This window comes from Rhodococcus sp. 5A-K4 (assembly GCF_046097995.1).
Classification (GTDB): Bacteria; Actinomycetota; Actinomycetes; order Mycobacteriales; family Mycobacteriaceae; genus Rhodococcus_F; species Rhodococcus_F erythropolis.
Map to the genome: position 1 here is coordinate 174,873 of NZ_JBJURM010000011.1, position 19,601 is coordinate 194,473.

A 19,601-nucleotide genomic window follows, 5' to 3' on the forward strand; every position below is an offset into this window, starting at 1 on the left:
TCGCAGCAACGAACGGCCCGCACCGAATTCGGTGCGGGCCGTTTGCGTTCGAGTCCCGGTGGCTCAGCCGAGCAGATTACGCAGCTTCGAAGCGAGCGTGTCCCACTTCCAGTCTTCGGCAACCCACTCCCGGCCGGCTGCTCCCATCGCGGCCGCTCGATCACGATCGGACAGCACCTCGATCACGGATTCGGCGACGTCACGAACAGAGGTGCCGTCGACCACGAGCCCGGTCTTGTTCTGCTGCACGGTTTCCGGAGCGCCACCACTGCGGCCGGCGATGACCGGAACGCCGGTCGCCGAGGCCTCGAGGTAGACGATTCCCAGTCCTTCGACATCCAATCCCGCGCCTCGCGTGCGACACGGCATGGCAAACACGTCGGCAATCGTGTGGTGAGCCGCCAACTCTGCGGCGGGCACCGTGCCGGTGAAGACGACGTGATCGTCCATCCCGGTCTTACGTGTCAATTGACGGAGGTGGTCCTCGTACGGTCCACCGCCGACTATCACCAGTACCGCCCCGTCGACGCTCTTGCGAATGGTCGGCAGCGCCTTGATGAGCATGTCCTGCCCCTTGCGTGGCACGAGCCGCGACAGGCACAGGATCGTGGGCCGCTCCCCCAGCCCGTATCGCTTGCGCAGTTCTGCGCGGGCGACCGAGTCCGGGTGGAACACCGACGTGTCCACTCCGGACGGAAGGTGCTCGAGCGCCGCTTGCGGGCCGAAAGCCGCCGAGAACCGTCCACGGGTGTATTTGCTGACAAACGTCACCGCATCCGTGTGATCGCCGATCACACGCAACGACTGCCGCGCACCGGGAATCATCGACCACCCGACCTCGTGGCCGTGAGTACTCGCGATCACTCGGCTCGCTCCGGCGCGTCGAACAACCGGCGCCAACAGCGCCAAGGGCGCTGCCGCACCGAACCACACCGACTCACAGTCGTGCTTCTTGACCAGCTTCGCGGCCCGACGAGCGACAAAGGGCGACGGCAGCATCAGTGTCGTCGGGTGCCGAACGACCTCGAAAGGCTGTGCCGCATCGAACTTCTTGTGCGAGTCGCCCCGCCACCGCGGTGCGTACACCACCAACTTGTCCGCCGGCAGGTGCCCGGCAAACGTGTGGAGATAAGACTGGATACCTCCGGGGCGAGGAGGAAAATCGTTGGTCACCAAGAGGGTCCGGCGCATCCGTCCACCGTAGGGCACGCTGTGCTTGGAGTCGTGACAAGGGCACGCAGTGCTTCGAGACTTGCGAAGCTCACCTCGCCGAGTCGAACGTCCAGCCGCAAACCGCTCAGCCCAGATGGCTGTTGGTCCAGTCGACCCAGCCGACTCGCAGTTCCTCGGTTCCAACGCCGAGGACCGCTCGGATCCGCGAGTCGAGGTCTTCGGCCGTCATCTTTCCGGAGGCGAGGGCGCGAAAGAGGTCGGTCAGCTTCGCCTCGCCGAATCGATCAGCGATATACGCGTTGATAGACCACGCCGATTCGTACGCCAGTGAACTCACGACCGGGACACCGCCGAACTGTGTGTCGTCCGGAAACTCTGTCGGAGTATCGCCGGAGCGGACCGCTGCTGCCAGAGTCGGCGCGATCTCACCCCAGGCCCGCGAGGATCCACGATTTCCCGCGTACTCGGCGAACCCTTCCAACACCCACATCGGCGACCCGTCACGGGTTTTCGATCGGGCGGCTATGTGCATGAGCTCGTGGCGCAACACCGTTCGCCTGGTGATGTCGGTCAGCCTCGAAGCCGCGGCAGGTGAGAAGACCACCCGCTGGCCGCTCACGTCGGAAGACCCGTCCGCCGTTGCATCCGCGACCGACACTGCGGCAATCGAAGCGCCGTCGTGATGGGAGCCGACCAGTGCGGTGAACTCCTCCGCGGACCCCGCCACCATGAGCACCGCGCGCTCGGACCACCACGGCCCCCACAACTGCGTCGTGTTTTCGATGGCTGAGTCCACATCGGCCGCCAAAGCGTCGACGAACGCCTGCTGACCCGGGTGACCGATCACGAGTGCATTGCCCGCTGCATTTTCGGCGACGGCCAGCGGGCCGAAGTCCCAAGGGCCGTTCCAGGATTCGCCCGCCGTTCGGGCTCCGTCCAGTCCGACGATCGACCCGTCCGCAAGAACCGACCACTGATCGCCGCGTTTCGCGAGCGTCATGGACACTGCCTTGCGAGTGGGCAATGCGTCAACGCCGTCGAGGGCGTATCGCAACAGAACCTGTGCATTCCAGACCTCGACGTCTCCGTCCGGTGCACCGGTTCGCGGCGCCGGTGTCAGGCCGCCGCTGGGAATCTCGTATCCCCAGTCGGCAAAGTCGAGCGCTCCCGCAGCGGTGGCTCGTCGAACTTCCGCTTCGAGCACACCGGGTGCCGCGGCACTGTCGACGAACTTCGCCAGCCCCGACGGATCGTCGGACATCTGCGCCGCAGCCCATGCATCGAGAAATGCTTGTACCTGCGCGGTGCGTTCGGCGTCCTGCTCACTGGCCGCATTTTCGTCGGAATCGGACCTGTTCGTCAGGAAGATCGTCAACCCTAGAACGAGCACCACGGCAACGCCGAGCGCCACGAGGGCTGGATACTCCCAACGGCGTGGTCGATCTGCGCCGACGTCGGGCGTCGTCATCGGTTCAGTCGGCACGGTGCCGAGTGTAGGAGAACTCGACTCGACGCTTCACGGCGGCTGGCCACACGCCGCTCGGGCGCAGCAAGCCGTCAGTAACGACGCGCAGTGGAGAACTCCATGCCTGCCATCGACTGAACCTTCACCGGTACGCCGAACGTCGACGCATGCAGAATGTTTCCGTCGCCGGCGTAGATACCGACATGCGAGTTGTCGCTGTAGAAAGTCACGACGTCACCGGGCTGTAGTTGGTCCCTCGACACCGGTACGCCGCCCTGCGCCTGCGCCTGGCTCGAACGCGGCAGAGTCTTCCCGATTTGCTTGTAGGCCCATACGACCAGACCTGAGCAGTCGAACTCGTTCGGGCCGGTCGCGCCCCAGACATACGGGTCACCGATCCGCGTGAGGCCTGCCTGCAGAGCAGCAGCACCCGAACCAGGCGTCAAGTTAGCTAGAATTTTGCTGAGATCGACGTCCGGCGGGAATGGCGTACCGCTCAGTTGGTTACGCTCGTCGTCGGTGAGGCTCTGGAAAGCTTTGGTCACGTCGGCGATCTGCGTCTGCAGTTCACTCTGCTTGCGCTGCAAATCGTCACTGAGTGCGCGGGCTTGATCGGCGGCGGTCCGCGCTTCTTCGGCCGAACGCTTCGATGCTTCCGAGGCGGCACGCGCTTCGGCAGTGGCTTGGTTGAACTGTGAGACCTGCACTGCCGCGTCGTTGGAAATCACGTCCAGCGCGGACATCTGATCGAGCAACTGCTGCGGCGAGTCGCTCACCATCAACGCAAAGAGGCGATTGGTCCGCGCACCCTGGTAATTCGCTGTGGCAATACGGTTTACCGCCGGAGCGAACTCGGCGACACGTGCCGAAGCCGCGTCGAGAAGACCCTGATCGGCTGCCGAACGCGCGTCCGCATCATTCGCGACCGCCAGCTTCGCGTCGAGGTCGATCTGTGCGTTGTGCAGCGCTTCGTTGGTCTGCTCGGATACCCGGGAGAGTTCACCGAGCTTGTCGAGCGCCTCGGTGGGGTTGGTGATGACGGGGTCGGCACCGGCCTGCATCGAAGGCCCCGCGACGAGTCCGAACGCCAGCACTCCCACTGTCAATGCGGCGCGTACTCGACTGTTGTTTTTCGATGAAACCACGGAATGCAACTCTCCGTCTCGGTGAAGCGACGTCGACCGGGACCGGTCGACGATCTGTTAGCTGGCTGTCAACTATCCACAGTACCTGTCTCGGCCGCGCAATGTCTCGATAAGGTTACGGAACGGCATACGTTTGTGTCTACTCGCCGGTAGGCGTGTCGGGGTGAAGTACCGGGCGAATTGTCGCGAAACGAAAATGTGGGCCTCGAATCAAAGATTCGAGGCCCACATTCGAAGATCCGGAGCTCCCCCGAGCTCCGCCGCCTTGCAGCGGCGGATCGTTCCGACCGTCTACCGGAGACAGCCGTCGAGCGTGTTCAGAAATCAGTAACGGCGAGCACCGTCGTACGGCATCGAGGACACCGGTGCGAGCTTCACGGGCTGACCAGCGGTCGACGCGTGGATGACGTTGCCGTTGCCGGCGTAGATGCCCGAGTGCGATCCGCCGTAGAAGGAGATCACGTCGCCGACCTGAAGATCGGACTGTGAAACGGCAACGCCGGCTGCGGCCTGGTCGTAGCTCGTGCGAGGCAGGTTCAGACCAGCCTGCTTGTATGCCCACTGGACCAGACCGGAGCAGTCGAATGCGTCCGGGCCCGATGCGCCGTACACGTACGGGGAGCCCAGCTTGCTCTCTGCGGCGCGAACTGCCTGCTCACCAACACTGGAGATGGGAGCGGCCGGAGCGGCCGGTGCGATGTCGGTGATGCCCGGGATGACCGGCAACTGAGGAATAGAAACGCCCGGAACCTCGAAGGTGCCGACGCCGGGGATGGTGATGGGGTCTGCCGAGGCAGGTGCAGCGGTTGCAGCAAATGCTCCGACTGCGAGCGCGCCGGCTACTGCCAACTGCGCTGAACGCTTGAAACTCTGTGACGCCACTTAAGGGGTGCTCCATTTCTTCCATTCATCCGCCGACCGAGTTAGCTGACGGGTTCGGGCTGGGAAGATCAGCCCTACCCGCGTGGTCCGCAGCGATCATGCGTGCTGCACCCCAGGCGGGATTCACCCCAGTGGAAACTTGGGTTCCCGGTTCGGGTTCCTCGCGGAGATCCCGATTAGGCGGTTCCTGACGATGCCGGTCCTGTTTGGTCCGGCAAGACTTCGTTAGGTCTCAGGAAGGTTACGAAATGATCGCGACGATGTCGACCGCTTCGTGACAATCGCGCCCGATTCGCCGGAAATCATGCTGCCGCGCCCGCGATACGCCGGACGGGTCACGAAGAGATAACAACAGGTCTGTTCGGCGAGGCTCACCTGGCCCGCAAACCTGCGCTTGCTACCCACTGGCAAGGGTCACCAAACCCGACAATCCGATCTTCCATGCAGTTCAACGCCGATTACTTGAAACTAGAACCCGTTTCGATCAATCAGGCGGTTTCGGCGACTGATCGCCGTAGCAACACCCTCACGAATCGCCCTACCGGTAAGTAGGTAGGAGTCCGCATTCGCGAGTTCCCACCGCAAGTGTGATCCTCGTCTCTCGTACTTTTGTCGGGGGTCAATCCGTTGCTTTCCCAATGGAAGTCGGAGTGAGCCGGGTTCCGCGTATGCACTCTCGAATTCGTGTCGGGGGGTCCTTCTACTGTCTGCGGTGTGAGTCCCGCCTCGGCCCGAGAATTTCCGTCTCCGTCCCCGTTCTCCGACGGGGAGAAGTTCGACGTCGGGCGGCAACTGAGCTTCGACGAGCTGGACACACCGCTGAGCGAAACGACGTTTGTCGTCGTCGACCTCGAGACCACAGGTGGAAGCGCCGACCAGGACTCCATCACCGAGATCGGCGCCGTCAAGATCCGCGGTGGCGAAGTGCTCGGTGAAATGGCAACACTCGTCGATCCCGGCCGATCGATTCCGCCGTACATCGTCGAACTGACCGGAATCACCACCGCCATGCTGATCGGCGCACCTCCCATCGAACGTGTCCTACCCGCTTTTCTCGAATTCGCCGAGGGTGCGGTGCTGGTGGCACACAACGCGCCCTTCGACATCGGCTTCCTCAAAGCAGCGGCGTCACGCAGCGCACGCCCGTGGCCGGCGTTCCGTGTGCTGTGCACTGTGAAGCTCGCCAGGCGCGTGCTCACCCGCGACGAGGCGCCTTCGGTCAAACTCTCCGCACTCGCCCATCTCTTCCAGGTGACCACCCAACCGACGCACCGCGCGCTCGACGACGCGCGGGCGACCGTCGACGTCCTACACGGGTTGATCGACAGAGTCGGGAACCAAGGCGTCCACAGTTACAGCGAACTCGTCGACTACCTGCCCAACATTTCCTCACATCAGCGCGCAAAACGGTCCTTCGCCGCAAACCTGCCGCGAAGCCCGGGTGTCTACCTTTTCCGAGGCCCTTCGGACGAAGCCCTCTATATAGGAACTGCTACCGACCTTCGACGCCGCGTCCGCAACTACTTCACCGGTTCGGAGACCCGCGGCCGGATGAAGGAAATGGTCGCGCTCGCCACCCGTGTGGACCACGTCGAGTGCGCCCATGCGCTCGAGGCAGGGGTGCGTGAACTACGACTACTGAGCGCGCATGCACCCCCGTACAACCGTCGCTCCAAATTCCCCAAAAGAGGATGGTGGATCACTCTCACCGACGAGGCGTTTCCCAGACTGTCCGTGGTTCGCACGCCTACGGCCGATTCGATCGGCCCGTTCACCTCTCGCGGCGACGCAGTAGAAGTCGCCGACACCGTCGCAGAGTTCAGCCGCCTACGCACGTGCACCAAACGTCTCGGGCGCGGCGCCGTTCACGGCCCTGACTGCCCCGCTCGCGAACTGGGGGCGTGTCCCGCCTCCTGGGCACCGGAACTCACTGCGCAGGACTACGCGGCCGCCCCTGAGACTGTGCGTGGATTCTTCCGGGGAACCAACGACGCTCCCCTCCAACAAATGCAGGCGCGAATAGACGAGCTGTCCGAACACGCGTTGTTCGAGAATGCTGCTCGTCTGCGTGACCGAACGGTCGCAGTCTCTACCGCAGTGCGGCGCACTCAGCGACTTGCAGCAGTCGCGGCGATCGAACAACTGATTCTCGCCCGTCCCACCGGGGACGGGGGCTGGGAGCTGTCGGTGATCCGTTCCGGACGTCTCGCGTCCGCCGGGCTCGCCAGACGTGGAACTCACCCGATGCCCGTCGTCGACGCCATCACCGCGGCAGCCGAAACCGTCCTACCGGACGACGCACCGTTTCGCGGCGCGTCACCCGAAGAACTGGGCCTGATCGCACGGTGGCTCGCATCGGACGGTGTCCGAATCGTGTCGGCGACATCCGGCTACGTCGAACCTGCGGGCGGCGCCGGCAAGTGGGAAGCCTGGTGCCGACTCGCGCGGGCCGGTACCGAATCCGAACATCGATGACGTAACGACGGGGCGGCACCCCTAAGCTCGATCGAAACCACCGGGTCATCACAACCCACCGGGAAATCGAGGAGAGAAATGATCAACGCCATCGTCATGATTCACGCCGAGTCCGCTCGGATCCCGGAAACCGCGCAGGCCGTCGCCGACCTGTCCGGAGTGACGGAGGTCTACTCGTGCGCAGGTGACGTCGACTTGATCGCCATCGTGAAGGTACGTGACCACGCCCAGATCGCCGACGTGGTCACCGGAGGAATCAACAAGGTGCCCGGCGTTCTCCGAACCGCCACACACATCGCCTTCCAGTCCTTCTCCAGCGCAGACGTCGAGGCCGGTTTCTCGCTGGGCGAGTAGCTCGTCGATCAGGCTTGGTCGGCCAGTTCGGCGGTCAGTGCCGCCCACTTGTGAAGCAGTTCAGCGCCGGCGCCGCCGTCGATCGCGGCAGCGGCCGCAGTCATCCCGGCGGAGATCGCATCCTCGAGATCGTCACCGACACCGTTGAACGCCGCGATGGCCGCTCCCGCGTTCAGCAAGACCGCGTCCCGGACCGGCCCCTTCTGCCCGGAAAGCAGCGTTCGGGCGACGGTGGCGTTGAATTCGGCGTCTCCTCCGCGCAACTCTTCGAGAGGAACGCGGTCGATTCCGAGGTCGCGCGGATCCAGCGTGACAGTTCGCACACTTCCACCGCCGACGATGTGAACCGTCGAAGTCGTCGATGTGGTCAGTTCGTCGAGTCCGTCGTCTCCACGCACCACCAACGCCGAATTACCGCGCTGCGCAAGGACTCCCGCGACGACCGAGATCAGCTTCGGAAATGCGCACCCGATCAGCCCGGCACGCGGACGAGCCGGATTGGTCAGTGGACCGAGCACGTTGAATGCCGTCGGGATGCCGATTTCCTTGCGAGGCACCGCCGCAAAGCGCAGTGCGGGATGGAAGACCGGCGCGAAACAAAAGCCGATGCCGACCTCTTCGACGCACCTCGCAACCTGCTCCGGGCCGAGGTTGATGCGAACGCCGAGCGCCTCGAGCACGTCTGCGCCACCGCTCTTGGACGAAGCAGCGCGGTTGCCGTGCTTGACAACTCGCACACCGGACGCGGCAACCACGATCGAGGCCATCGTCGAGATGTTGACCGTGTTGGAGCGGTCGCCACCCGTGCCGACGATGTCGACCACGTCGGAATCGACCGGCACGCGCCGGGAGTGTTCGAGCATCGCGCCGGCGAGCCCTTCCAACTCCGCGGGGGTTTCGCCCTTCATCTTCAGCCCGACGCCGAAAGCGGCGATCTGAGCGGAAGTGGCATTGTCCGACATGATCTCGCCCATCGCCCAGCGACTGTCGGCTTCCGACAAGTCACTGCCGTCCGTGAGCAAACCGAGAATCAACGGCCAGGACCGCACCACTGCACTCGAATCGACGTTCACGGCGTTGGATGCGTCGGTGCCGGCCATAGTGCCTTGGTCCCCTGTCGTTCAAGTGGGCTGGATTTCGAGCTGTCGTTTCGCGCTGCCATTTTGTGCTGCCGATGACCCTCGCAGCCTAGTCAGTGAGGTAAGGAGGAAACCGAATAGGGCCGCTCAGGACTTTCTGCGACCGCGTTTGGGCGGCGCCTCCGCAAGTATCGGGGGCTGGAGCGCGTCCCACCCGGCGACCGAACCACCGAGTCGCTGCGCCAGACCGGCCATTCGTGACCGCTCCTGGGAGCAATGCAGGGCGTCAAGCACCTGGACACGCTCGAAGACGACGCGAACCGAATTCTCGACCACCGGAGTCACGTCCTCGGGCCGACTCGAGCCTCGCACATATCCGTCCTGGGCGACGATGCTCTCGGCATCGGCTACCGAGCCCTCCGGGAGGTCGAGATGATGCCGCAGAACCACTTCGGACTCCGCCCTGAACTCCGGCTCGGTGGAGGCGGCACGTTCGAGAGCCGTCGAGCTCGCCTCGGCGTCGTCGAAGCCTTCGGCAACGACGACCAGATCCGACCGCCCTGCATCGAGCGGTGTCGGAATCTTCGTGCCGAAAATTCTCAGGAACCACGGTCTACTCTTGTGTGTAGCTGCCATCGCGCCAGCATATTCCGACCACGCCACCAGCGCGTTCGCCGCCCGATCCCGCGAACTCGAGCCGAGCGACGCGCCGATGGTGGACCCGAGTGGTCGTCTCTTACGACGAAGCGTCATACTTCTGTCTGTGACGAGCGCAGTAGGGACTTCAGGATCGGCAATCACCCAACGCGTGCACTCGCTGAACCGGCCGAATATGGTCAGCGTTGGCACCATCGTGTGGTTGTCAAGTGAGCTCATGTTCTTCGCAGGGCTCTTTGCCATGTACTTCGTGGCACGAGCTCAGGCGAACGGAAATTGGCCGCCGGAGCCAACCGAATTGAACCTGTATCTGGCCGTGCCGGTGACCTTGGTGCTTATCGCATCTTCGTTCACCTGCCAGATGGGTGTCTTCGCGGCTGAGCGTGGCGACGTCTTCGGACTTCGTCGCTGGTACACCATCACCTTGGTCATGGGGGCGTTCTTCGTCGCCGGCCAGGGTTACGAGTACTACCACCTCGTGCACGAGGGCACCACGATTTCGAGCAGCGTGTACGGCTCGGTGTTCTACATGACCACCGGCTTCCACGGTCTGCACGTCATCGGCGGTCTCATCGCCTTCGTCTTCTTGATCGCACGTACCCGGGTCAGCAAGTTCACGCCCGCCCAGGCCACCGCCGCGATCGTTGTTTCGTACTACTGGCACTTTGTCGACATCGTGTGGATCGCGCTGTTTGCCACGATTTATTTCATCCGTTAATCAGCTGTACGCCCCAGGCAGCCCCTGACGTCCAGTTCCGTCCCGACATACCAAAGGGATACAGATGAGTTCATCCCCCCCTCCCGCATCCGATAACTCAGCGAATGCCGCGAAGTCGCGTCGCCAGCGGAAAATCCGCCGGCGCGTCACTGGCGCGCTCGTATTGATGATGGGATTGATCAGCGCAGGTTTCCTCGCTTCGGCGTTGACACCAGCTCCGCAGGTTGCGACCGCCAGCGACGATTCAGCAGCCCTGATTCGTGAAGGCAAGCAGCTCTACGACACGTCATGCATCACGTGCCACGGCGCGAACTTGCAGGGCGTGCAGGACCGCGGTCCCAGCCTCATCGGCGTCGGCGAAGCAGCCGTGTACTTCCAGGTCTCCTCTGGTCGTATGCCCGCAGCTCGCAACGAGGCCCAGGCTGCACGCAAGGACCCCAAGTTCGATGCTGCGCAGACCGACGCCCTCGGCGCTTTCATCCAGGCCAACGGCGGCGGCCCGACGCTCATCCGCGACGAGAACGGCGAAATCGCCCAGTCCTCGCTGCGCGGTGGCGACATCGGACGCGGCAGTGAGCTCTTCCGGCTCAACTGCGCGTCGTGCCACAACTTCACCGGCCGCGGTGGCGCACTGTCCTCGGGCAAGTACGCCCCGGTCCTGGATCCGGCCAGCGAGCAGCAGATCTACGCTGCCATGGTTACCGGCCCCCAGAACATGCCGAAGTTCTCGGATCGTCAGCTGACGATCGAGGAGAAGAAGGACATCATCGCCTACGTCAAGTCGTCGGGCGAGTCGAAGGACCCCGGTGGGTACGGGCTCGGTGGCCTCGGTCCGGCCTCTGAGGGTCTCGCCATGTGGGCCGTCGGAATCATCGCTGTCGTCGGTGCAGCATTGTGGATCGGAGCAAGGTCATGAGCGACGCTGGCCAGCATGGCGGCGATACGCCTAAGAAGTACACAGATGAAGAGCTCGACGCGATGTCACGCGACGACCTGGTCAAGCTGGGTACCAATCTCGATGGCGTCGATGTCGTCTACCGCCGTGATCGTTGGTCGGTAAAGGGCACCAGGGCGGAAAAGCGCGCCGAGCGCAACGTCGCCTTCTGGTTCGGCCTCGCCGGCGTTTCGGCGATCGCATTCATCGCGATCTACCTGTTCTGGCCCTGGGAGTATGCAGGTGCCGGTGACGAGAACTACGGCAAGTACAGCCTGTACACCCCGCTGATCGGCTTGACCATGGGTCTGGCGATCCTCGGCGTCGGCATCGGTGCCGTTCAGTTCACCAAGAAGTTCATCCCCGAAGAGGTCTCGATCCAGGACCGCCACGACGGTGGATCCACCGAGGTCGATCGTCGCACGATCGTCGCCGAGCTCGGCGACACCCTCGATACGTCCACCCTCCCCCGCCGAAAGGCCATCAAGCGCAGCTTGATGTTCGGCGGTGGCGCACTCGGCGTCATGATGGTCATGCCTCTCGGTGGACTCATCAAGAACCCGTGGGCCAAGGGCGACGACTCACCCCTGTGGGTGTCCGGCTGGACCCCGAACTACCCGGGCGAGACCATCTACCTGCGTCGTGACACCGGCCGTCCCGAGGACATCGTCCTCGTTCGCCCGGAAGATCTCGATGCCGGTTCGATGGAAACGGTCTTCCCGTTCCGCGAGTCCGACCGTGGCGACGAGCACGCTCTGCTCGCAGCACTGCGCGGCATTCGTAACTCGGTGATGCTCATCCGCCTCCGCACGGAAGACACCGCGCGTGTCACCAAGCGCAAGGGCCAGGAGAGCTTCAACTACGGCGATTACTTCGCGTACTCGAAGATCTGCACCCACCTGGGTTGCCCCACCTCGCTCTACGAACAGCAGAGCAACCGTATTCTGTGCCCCTGCCACCAGTCGCAGTTCGACGCACTGACCTACGGCAAGCCGATCTTCGGTCCCGCTGCTCGCGCACTTCCGCAGTTGCCTATTACAGTGAACGAAGAGGGCTTCCTGGTCGCCGACGGTGACTTCATCGAAGCACTCGGCCCGGCATTTTGGGAGCGTCGACCGTGACCACAACAACAACCAAACCGTCCAAGATCAGCGCGGCAGCGGCTGGACAAGCGGAGGCTATGGACTCCCGCTACCACCTCGCCGCAGGCATGCGCCGGCAGATCAACAAGGTCTTCCCGACGCACTGGTCCTTCATGCTCGGCGAGATCGCGCTCTACAGCTTCGTGATCCTGCTGATCTCCGGTGTGTTCCTGACACTGTTCTTCGATCCGTCGATGGCACACGTCGTCTACCAGGGCGCATACCAGCCGCTTCGCGGTGTCACGATGTCTCGCGCCTACGAGACGACCCTGAACATCTCCTTCGAGGTGCGCGGCGGTCTCTTCGTTCGCCAGATTCACCACTGGGCTGCACTGATGTTCGCGGCGTCGATCATCGTTCACCTCGCTCGCATCTTCTTCACCGGCGCATTCCGTCGTCCGCGTGAAGCGAACTGGGTCATCGGCTGCCTGCTGCTCATCCTGGCGATGTTCGAAGGCTTCTTCGGCTACACCATCCCCGACGACCTGCTCTCGGGCACCGGCCTTCGCGCCGCCTTCGGTGGTATCACGATGAGTATCCCGATCGTCGGTACCTGGATGCACTGGCTGATCTTCGACGGCGACTTCCCCGGCGACCTCATCATCCCGCGGCTCTACGTCGCTCACGTGCTGCTGTTCCCGGGCATCATCCTGGCTCTGATCGCCGGCCACCTCGCGTTGGTCTGGTACCAGAAGCACACGCAGTTCCCCGGCCCCGGCCGTACGGAACAGAACGTCGTCGGCGTCCGCATCCTCCCGGTCTTCGCAATGAAGGGTGGCGCGTTCTTCGCCATGACCTTCGGCGTGCTCGCACTGCTCGGTGGTCTGTTCCAGATCAACCCCGTCTGGAACATCGGTCCGTACAACCCGTCACAGGTCTCGGCAGGTTCCCAGCCCGATATCTACATGATGTGGACGGACGGCCTTGCTCGACTGTGGCCGGCGTGGGAGATCTACCTGTTCGGCCGCTACACGATCCCCGCTGTGTTCGCCGTCGCCCTGATCATGGGCCTCGTCTTCGCACTGTTGATCGCGTACCCGTGGATCGAGAAGCGTCTCACCGGAGACGACGCTCACCACAACATCCTGCAGCGCCCGCGCGACGTGCCGGTCCGTACCGCTATCGGTGCGATGTCCATCGCGTTCTACCTGGTGCTCACGATCTCCTGCATCAACGACATCATCGCGTACCACCTGCACATCTCGCTGAACGCAATGACGTGGATCGGCCGTATCGGCATGGTCATCCTTCCGCCCATCGCGTACTTCGTGACGTACCGGTTCTGCATCGGCCTGCAGCGCAGTGACCGTGCAGTCCTCGAACACGGCATCGAGACCGGCATCATCAAGCGGATGCCGAACGGCCAGTACATCGAGATCCACCAGCCGCTCGGCCCCGTCGACGAGCACGGACACCCGATCCCGCTCGAGTACCAGGGTGCCGCTGTCCCGAAGAAGATGAACAAGCTCGGCCTCGCCGGCAAGCCCGGTAGCGGTAGCCTCATCACCGCTGACCCAGTCGAGGAGAGCGAGGCTCTCGAAGCCGCTCATCACGAAGCTGAGCACGAGCAGCTTCAGATCCTTCTGGACTACCAGAACCGAACCAACGGCAAGTCCGATGGTTCCAGTGGAGAACTCCACTAAGAACGACAGTTGACCAGTGAGGCCCCGAACCGGATTCCGGTTCGGGGCCTCACTCGTTCTCTGAGCGATTCAGCATGACAACCTCCATTGGGTCACCACTCCCCCGGTTCGACGTCTGAGCGCCGACAACAGCGGGCACGACGCCTTGCTAGACCTCGAGCACAGTTGAATAGTGCTCCACCGTCGGGAACGGCTCGTAGAAGTGGTGGAGAAGTTCTCGCCACTTCTCGTATCCCGTGGACTGACGGAACCCGATGGTGTGTGACTCCACGTCTTCCCACTCGACGAGCAAGAGATACCGCTCCGGCGATTCCAGGCAGTGCGAGAGTCGCAGCCTGATGAATCCGGGGACCTCGGAGATGATGGTTCGGGCCACATCGAACGCGGCCTCGAATCGCGCTGACTGCGACGGATCGACCTGCAGGACGGCATGTTCGAGGATCATCTACGGAGTGTTGCACGTTCTCGGTAGTCCCCTCGAGGCGTTGCCGCCTGGTGAGATACTCGGACCATGACATCCCATGCACGCGGCACCTTCGAGATCGATCTCCGCCCCGCCGATCCTGAGCTCTCCGGACGCGTCGGGCGCTTCGAGTTCGACAAGACGTTCATCGGCGGCGTCGAAGGAACATCGACCGGACTCATGCTGTCCGCGGGCGATCCGACAACCGGTGAAGCGGGCTACGTCGCTTTGGAGTTTGTCACCGGGCAGGTCGACGAAGCTGTGGGATCGTTCGCCCTGCAGCAGTTCGGTCAGATGATCAACGGAACGCAGAAGCTGCTGTACGAGATCGTGCCGGGGTCCGGAACCGGCGAGCTGAAGGGCATCTCGGGCACTCTCGAGCTAGAGATCGTCGACGGTCTGCACCGCTACGACCTCGGATACTCGCTCCACGATTGACAAAGAGCGGTTGGGTAATCGGCACCCTCGTACCGCAACTCGTAGATACGACAACAGAGGCGCCGTACCCGGGTGGGTGCGGCGCCTCTGTTGGAGTGCGGGTGAAACTAGTGCTTCTCGGGTCCGGTGTAGTACTCGAACACCAGGCCTGCGGCTGCGGCGAGCACACAGACAACTGCGACTGCGATGAGCCACGGCTGGAAGTACGCCAGCGACACTGCCGCGAGTGCAGCTGCGGCGGCAAGCAGGATCGGCCAGAAGCTACCCGGGCTGAAGAAGCCCAGTTCTCCTGCACCATCCGAGATTTCTGCGTCGTCGTAGTCCTCGGGACGGGTGTCCAGACGACGGGCAACGAAGCGGAAGTAGGTACCCACGATGAGCGTCAGACCTGCAGACAGGACGATGGCCGTCAGTCCGGCCCACTCGATACCTGTGCGTGACAGAGCGGTGAACACTCCGTAGATGATCGCGACGAGAATGAAGAACATCGTCAGGATCTCGAAGAGCTTGGCTTCGATCTTCATATCAGCACTTGTCCTTGTTCAGTGAAGAGGCTGGCCGGCTCAGTTGCCTGCAGTGGCGACGGTTGCCTGACGGTACTCGCGGTCGGTGTTGAACGGCGTGGTCGACGTAGCCACCGGCGACTGACCGATTGCCTGCAGGGCCTCGGCGGTCGTCAGACCACCCTTGCCCTCCGCGTCACCCTTGCGCAGTTCGATGTACTTGGCGAAGTCCTCGGGCGAAACCGCACGAACCTCGAAGTTCATCATCGCGTGGAACGTGCCACACATTTCTGCACAACGCCCGACGAACGCGCCTTCCTTCTCGATCTCACTGATCTGGAAGATGTTGTCCGAGTGGTTCTCCTTGGGGTTCGGGAGAACGTCGCGCTTGAACAGGAACTCAGGCACCCAGAAAGCGTGGATGACGTCCGAGGAAGCGAGTTCGAACTGGATCCGCTTGCCGGTGGGCAGAACGAGGATCGGGATCTCCTGGCTGGAGCCGACAGTCTCGATCTTGTCGTAGTGCAGGTAGCTCAGGTCCTCGGTGCTGTTGCCGTGGATCGGGCCGGGAACTTCTTCGCCGTGATCGTTGACAGTGGAGCCCTCGGCCTTGGCAGCCTCTTCGGCTTCGACGTCGATGCCGTTGTACTTGGCACTGCCGTCACCGAACTCGATGGAGCGGTAGCCGAACTTCCAGTTCCACTGGAATGCCGTGACGTCTACGACGACGTCAGGGTTGTCCGTCTTGTCCAGAACATGGTTCTGGACGATGACGGTGAAGTAGAAGAGAACCGCGATGATGACGAAGGGAACTGCCGTGTAACCGAGTTCGAGAGGCACGTTGTATGCCGTCTGACGCGGGAATTCCGGCGAGTCCTTCTTCTTGCGGTGGAAGATGACGGCCCAGAAGACCAGCCCCCACACCAGCACACCCATGACGAGGGCGGCTACAACCGACCACGTCCACAGCTCACGCATGCGCGTCGCCTCCGGGGTGATGCCCGAAGGCCACCCGAAACGAAGCACTTCGTTGTCGATGGAGCAACCCGACAGCAGCAAGGCAGCAATGCCCAGAGATACTGCCAGCCCCGCTCGCCGAAGGATCCGACCTTGCGCCACGTTCACGCCTTCCTGATCGCCACAAAATTCAACTAGGGCATGCCCGGAGGGAAGGCCCAATTACTACGCAGCGTAGACCAAAGCCGGGCGCTATCCATCCTCGGGTCCTCGCCCGTGTCGCGGCGGACGTCACACAGCTCTCTCAGGTGCTGCTCAGGAACGGCTCAGGTCGTTTCGGCGACGCACATCACGTCGATTCGTTCCGCCGCGATCGGCAGGGACGTCGATCTGCGGCATACTTTCGACAAGAGTTCGTTGACCTCTCCCCGACACTCGTGTCCGGGAGCCTTCTCTACAAAAATTCTGAATCGAGGAACCGGACGCTGTGTGTGGACTGCTCGGGCTACTGACATCTGGCGGAACCAGCGAGGACGCCGTCTCGCGGGTCGACCAGGCGATGCATTGCCTTCGTCACCGCGGGCCGGACGAACACGGGACGTGGAACGACGACCACCTCGTCTTCGGGTTCAACCGCCTGGCGATCATCGACATCGCTCATTCCCACCAGCCGCTGCGTTGGGGCCCGCCGGAGAACCCGGAGCGTTATGCGCTCACGTTCAACGGCGAGATCTACAACTACCTGGAGATCCGCGCCGAACTGGTCAAGGACCACGACGCCAAGTTCTTCACCGAGGGCGACTCCGAGGCCATCGTCGCTGCATTCCACTACTGGGGTGAGGATGCGGTCCGGCGCCTACGCGGAATGTTCGCGTTCGCGATCTGGGACACCGACACACGCGAGCTGTTCATCGCGCGCGATCCGTTCGGGATCAAGCCGCTGTTCATTGCTACCGGCGCCGGCGGCACCGCGTTCGGCAGTGAGAAGAAGAGCCTGCTCGAACTCACCGATCTGATCGGCATCGGTACCGAGCTGGATCCGCGCGCCATCGAGCACTACACCGTTCTGCAGTACGTACCGGAGCCGGAAACACTGCACAAGGAGATCCGACGCCTGGAGTCGGGCAGCTTCGCTCGGGTGCGTCCGGGCGAGGAACCCACGATCACGCGGTACTTCACGCCGAAGTTTCCGGCCAAGCCTTTTGCACCTGGCACCGAGAAGGCGCGCTACCAGGAAATCGCCGAGGCACTCGAGGATTCGGTCGCCAAGCACATGCGCGCCGACGTCACCGTCGGTTCGTTCTTGTCCGGCGGTATCGACTCCACGGCGATCGCGGCACTGGCGATGCGCCACAACCCCAACCTGATCACCTTCACGACCGGTTTCGAACGTGAGGGCTATTCCGAGGTCGACGTCGCTGCAGAATCTGCCGCGGCGATCGGCGCGAAGCACGTCGTCAAGGTGGTCTCCCCCGCCGAGTTCGCCGCTGCCATTCCCGAGATCGTCTGGTACCTCGACGACCCGGTAGCCGATCCGGCATTGATTCCGCTGTGGTTCATCGCCAAGGAAGCCCGCAAGCACGTCAAGGTCGTGCTGTCCGGCGAGGGTGCCGACGAGCTGTTCGGCGGTTACACGATTTACCGTGAACCGTTGTCGCTCAAGCCTTTCGAGTACCTCCCCAAGGGATTGCGTCGGGCTGCAGGCAAGTTGTCCGAACGCATCCCGGACGGTACTCGCGGCAAGAGTCTGCTCAATCGCGGTTCGTTGACCCTCGAGGAGCGCTACTACGGCAATGCTCGTAGCTTCAACGACGCTCAGCTCCGCGCCGTCCTTCGCGATTTCCGCCCCGAGTGGACTCACCAGGACGTCACCGCGCCGATCTACGCGCAGTCACGGGACTGGGATCCGGTTGCCCGGATGCAGCATCTCGACCTGTTCACCTGGCTGCGCGGCGACATCCTCGTCAAGGCCGACAAGATGACGATGGCCAACTCGCTGGAACTGCGTGTGCCGTTCCTCGATCCCGAGGTCTTCGACGTAGCGTCACGCGTGCCGCTCGATCAGAAGATCACGAAGGACACAACCAAGTATGCACTGCGTCAGGCCCTGGAAGGCATTGTGCCGCACCATGTTCTGCACCGTGCGAAGCTCGGATTCCCGGTTCCCCTGCGCCATTGGCTGCGCGGCACCGAACTCTTCGACTGGGCACATCTGCAGATCGAGGAGTCGGGTACCGACCACATCTTCGACAAGCAGGCCGTCGTGAAGATGCTCAACGATCACCGCGAGGGCGTGTCCGACCACAGCCGACGCCTGTGGACCGTGCTGACGTTCATGGTCTGGCACGGGATCTTCGTGGAGAAGCGCATCGTGCCGCAGATCCAGGAACCGGTGTACCCGGTCAATATCTAGGCCTTCGGCCCGTGAGTGGTCAGGGAGTCTCCGGACTCCTCAACCACTCACGGGGCGGAATCCTACTTCGGCAGGATCGTCGCGATCTCGTCCGCAGCCGCACTGCCGTATGCGTCGGTAAGGCGCTTGAGGGCCTCGTCGCGATTGAACACCCACTCCTGTGTTCCCACGGTCTCGAGGATCAGCACAGCGACCAAAGATCCCAGCTGTGCGGCGCGCTCGAAGCTCAAGCCAGCGCCGTGTGCGAGCAGGAACCCGGCGCGGAAACCGTCGCCAACGCCCGTCGGATCCACCTTGCCGGTCTCGGGCACTACGTCGACGCGCACCCAATTACCTTCGGCGTCAACAATTTCCACACCCTTGGAGCCGAGGGTGGTGACACGAATGCCGACCTGCGCGCGGATCTCTTCCTCGCTCAGACCAGTCTTCTGCTGAAGCAGACCCCACTCGTACTCGTTGGTGAACAAGTACTTCGCACCGTGGATGAGCGCCTTGGCCTCGTCACCGGACAGGCGAGCAAGCTGCTGCGACGGATCCGCTGCGAACGGGATTCCGAGCAGACGGCATTCGTCGGTATGGCGAACCATGGCCTCGGGGTCGTTGGCGCCGATCAGCACCAGCTCGACTGCGCCCGCAGTCTTGGCCACTGCCGCGAGTTCGATCTCGCGGGCCTCGCTCATCGCACCGGGGTAGAACGACGCGATCTGCGCCATGTCCTCGTCGGTGGTGCACACGAAACGCGCCGTATGTGCCTTGTCCGAGATACGGACCGCGCTGCAGTCGACGCCGTTGTCCTCGAGCCACGTGCGGTACTCGGCGAAGTCGGCACCGACTGCGCCGACGAGTAGCGGGGACCCACCGAGCACGCCCATGGCGTAAGCGATGTTGCCGCCGACACCCCCGCGGCGAATCACGAGATCGTCCACCAGGAAACTCAGCGAAACGTGGGCGAGCTGATCGGCGAGGAGCTGATCGGCGAAGCGGCCGGGGAAGCGCATCAAGTGGTCGGTGGCGATGGAACCGGTTACCGCAATAGTCACGGATCGTGGCCTTTCAGCGAAGTGAGTACAAGAATGAAAGAGGAGCAAAAGTTCACGTTACCGCCCGTAGCGCCGTCATCGGCGCCCGAGCCGTCAGATCGGAACGGTCTACGTACGAGT

18 protein-coding genes and 1 riboswitch are annotated in these 19,601 nt (G+C 63.0%); of the genes, 8 read left to right on the forward strand and 10 right to left on the reverse strand.

The window, feature by feature from the left end:
• Positions 1–63: 63 nt before the first annotated feature.
• The 4 genes from ACKAMS_RS16750 to ACKAMS_RS16765 form a co-directional block, all read right to left on the reverse strand.
• Positions 64–1,191, reverse strand: a complete 1,128-nt coding sequence (locus ACKAMS_RS16750; RefSeq protein WP_020908095.1) for a glycosyltransferase family 4 protein — start codon at positions 1,189–1,191, stop codon at positions 64–66.
• Between the two features lie 106 nt (positions 1,192–1,297).
• Entirely contained in the window at positions 1,298–2,656 is a 1,359-nt protein-coding gene (locus ACKAMS_RS16755) for a hypothetical protein (RefSeq protein WP_307846892.1), read from the reverse strand.
• A 74-nt stretch (positions 2,657–2,730) separates the two neighbouring features.
• Positions 2,731–3,783, reverse strand: coding sequence for a C40 family peptidase (locus ACKAMS_RS16760; protein WP_020969878.1), 1,053 nt, complete (start codon positions 3,781–3,783; stop codon positions 2,731–2,733).
• 324 nt (positions 3,784–4,107) lie between these two features.
• Positions 4,108–4,665, reverse strand: a complete 558-nt coding sequence (locus tag ACKAMS_RS16765) for a C40 family peptidase (protein ID WP_019748904.1) — start codon at positions 4,663–4,665, stop codon at positions 4,108–4,110.
• A 14-nt stretch (positions 4,666–4,679) separates the two neighbouring features.
• Positions 4,680–4,858: riboswitch (cyclic di-AMP (ydaO/yuaA leader) on the reverse strand.
• 521 nt (positions 4,859–5,379) lie between these two features.
• On the opposite strand from ACKAMS_RS16765, the gene ACKAMS_RS16770 reads away from it, so the two are divergent.
• Together ACKAMS_RS16770 and ACKAMS_RS16775 are read left to right on the forward strand one after the other, a co-directional pair.
• Complete coding sequence (locus tag ACKAMS_RS16770) at positions 5,380–7,140, forward strand: DEDD exonuclease domain-containing protein (protein WP_182261442.1); 1,761 nt, start codon at positions 5,380–5,382, stop codon at positions 7,138–7,140.
• Positions 7,141–7,218: 78 nt separating this feature from the next.
• The gene (locus ACKAMS_RS16775; RefSeq protein ID WP_003941677.1) at positions 7,219–7,494 is read left to right on the forward strand and encodes an Lrp/AsnC family transcriptional regulator; all 276 of its coding nucleotides are present in this window, start codon (positions 7,219–7,221) and stop codon (positions 7,492–7,494) included.
• Positions 7,495–7,502: 8 nt separating this feature from the next.
• On the opposite strand, the gene trpD is transcribed toward ACKAMS_RS16775, so the two are convergent.
• Both trpD and ACKAMS_RS16785 read right to left on the reverse strand, forming a co-directional pair.
• Positions 7,503–8,594, reverse strand: coding sequence for an anthranilate phosphoribosyltransferase (gene trpD, locus ACKAMS_RS16780; protein WP_408989277.1), 1,092 nt, complete (start codon positions 8,592–8,594; stop codon positions 7,503–7,505).
• Between the two features lie 126 nt (positions 8,595–8,720).
• Complete coding sequence (locus tag ACKAMS_RS16785) at positions 8,721–9,209, reverse strand: hypothetical protein (protein ID WP_054826532.1); 489 nt, start codon at positions 9,207–9,209, stop codon at positions 8,721–8,723.
• Between the two features lie 127 nt (positions 9,210–9,336).
• On the opposite strand from ACKAMS_RS16785, the gene ACKAMS_RS16790 reads away from it, so the two are divergent.
• The 4 genes from ACKAMS_RS16790 to ACKAMS_RS16805 all read left to right on the forward strand — a co-directional run bounded on the left by ACKAMS_RS16790 (position 9,337) and on the right by ACKAMS_RS16805 (position 13,667).
• Positions 9,337–9,948 (forward strand): heme-copper oxidase subunit III, encoded by a 612-nt coding sequence (locus tag ACKAMS_RS16790; RefSeq protein ID WP_007730060.1) that lies wholly within the window; start codon positions 9,337–9,339, stop codon positions 9,946–9,948.
• Positions 9,949–10,012: 64 nt separating this feature from the next.
• Positions 10,013–10,864, forward strand: a complete 852-nt coding sequence (locus ACKAMS_RS16795) for a cytochrome c (RefSeq protein WP_020908102.1) — start codon at positions 10,013–10,015, stop codon at positions 10,862–10,864.
• Positions 10,861–12,003 carry a ubiquinol-cytochrome c reductase iron-sulfur subunit gene (locus ACKAMS_RS16800; protein ID WP_020908103.1) on the forward strand — a complete coding sequence of 381 codons (1,143 nt, stop codon included), beginning with the start codon at positions 10,861–10,863 and terminating at the stop codon, positions 12,001–12,003. The genes ACKAMS_RS16795 and ACKAMS_RS16800 overlap by 4 nt, the downstream gene beginning before the upstream one ends.
• 59 nt (positions 12,004–12,062) lie before the next feature.
• Complete coding sequence (locus ACKAMS_RS16805) at positions 12,063–13,667, forward strand: cytochrome bc complex cytochrome b subunit (RefSeq protein WP_044480654.1); 1,605 nt, start codon at positions 12,063–12,065, stop codon at positions 13,665–13,667.
• Between the two features lie 148 nt (positions 13,668–13,815).
• Here the strand turns inward: ACKAMS_RS16805 and ACKAMS_RS16810 are convergent, their stop codons facing one another.
• Positions 13,816–14,112, reverse strand: a complete 297-nt coding sequence (locus ACKAMS_RS16810) for an antibiotic biosynthesis monooxygenase (protein WP_020908105.1) — start codon at positions 14,110–14,112, stop codon at positions 13,816–13,818.
• Positions 14,113–14,178: 66 nt separating this feature from the next.
• Between ACKAMS_RS16810 and ACKAMS_RS16815 the strand changes: the two genes are divergently transcribed.
• Positions 14,179–14,568: a DUF3224 domain-containing protein gene (locus ACKAMS_RS16815; RefSeq protein WP_029255570.1), complete on the forward strand. Its 390-nt coding sequence runs from the start codon at positions 14,179–14,181 to the stop codon at positions 14,566–14,568.
• Between the two features lie 107 nt (positions 14,569–14,675).
• Here the strand turns inward: ACKAMS_RS16815 and ACKAMS_RS16820 are convergent, their stop codons facing one another.
• Both ACKAMS_RS16820 and ACKAMS_RS16825 read right to left on the reverse strand, forming a co-directional pair.
• On the reverse strand, positions 14,676–15,092 hold the full coding sequence (locus tag ACKAMS_RS16820; protein WP_003941723.1) for a cytochrome c oxidase subunit 4: 417 nt from the start codon (positions 15,090–15,092) through the stop codon (positions 14,676–14,678).
• A gap of 39 nt (positions 15,093–15,131) precedes the next feature.
• Positions 15,132–16,196 (reverse strand): cytochrome c oxidase subunit II, encoded by a 1,065-nt coding sequence (locus ACKAMS_RS16825; protein WP_019748910.1) that lies wholly within the window; start codon positions 16,194–16,196, stop codon positions 15,132–15,134.
• A gap of 319 nt (positions 16,197–16,515) precedes the next feature.
• Between ACKAMS_RS16825 and asnB the strand changes: the two genes are divergently transcribed.
• A complete protein-coding gene (asnB, locus tag ACKAMS_RS16830; RefSeq protein WP_397510220.1) occupies positions 16,516–18,441 on the forward strand; it encodes an asparagine synthase (glutamine-hydrolyzing) in 1,926 nt (641 codons plus the stop codon).
• Positions 18,442–18,503: 62 nt separating this feature from the next.
• Here the strand turns inward: asnB and ACKAMS_RS16835 are convergent, their stop codons facing one another.
• Entirely contained in the window at positions 18,504–19,481 is a 978-nt protein-coding gene (locus tag ACKAMS_RS16835) for a carbohydrate kinase family protein (protein ID WP_003941700.1), read from the reverse strand.
• Between the last annotated feature and the right edge of the window lie 120 nt (positions 19,482–19,601).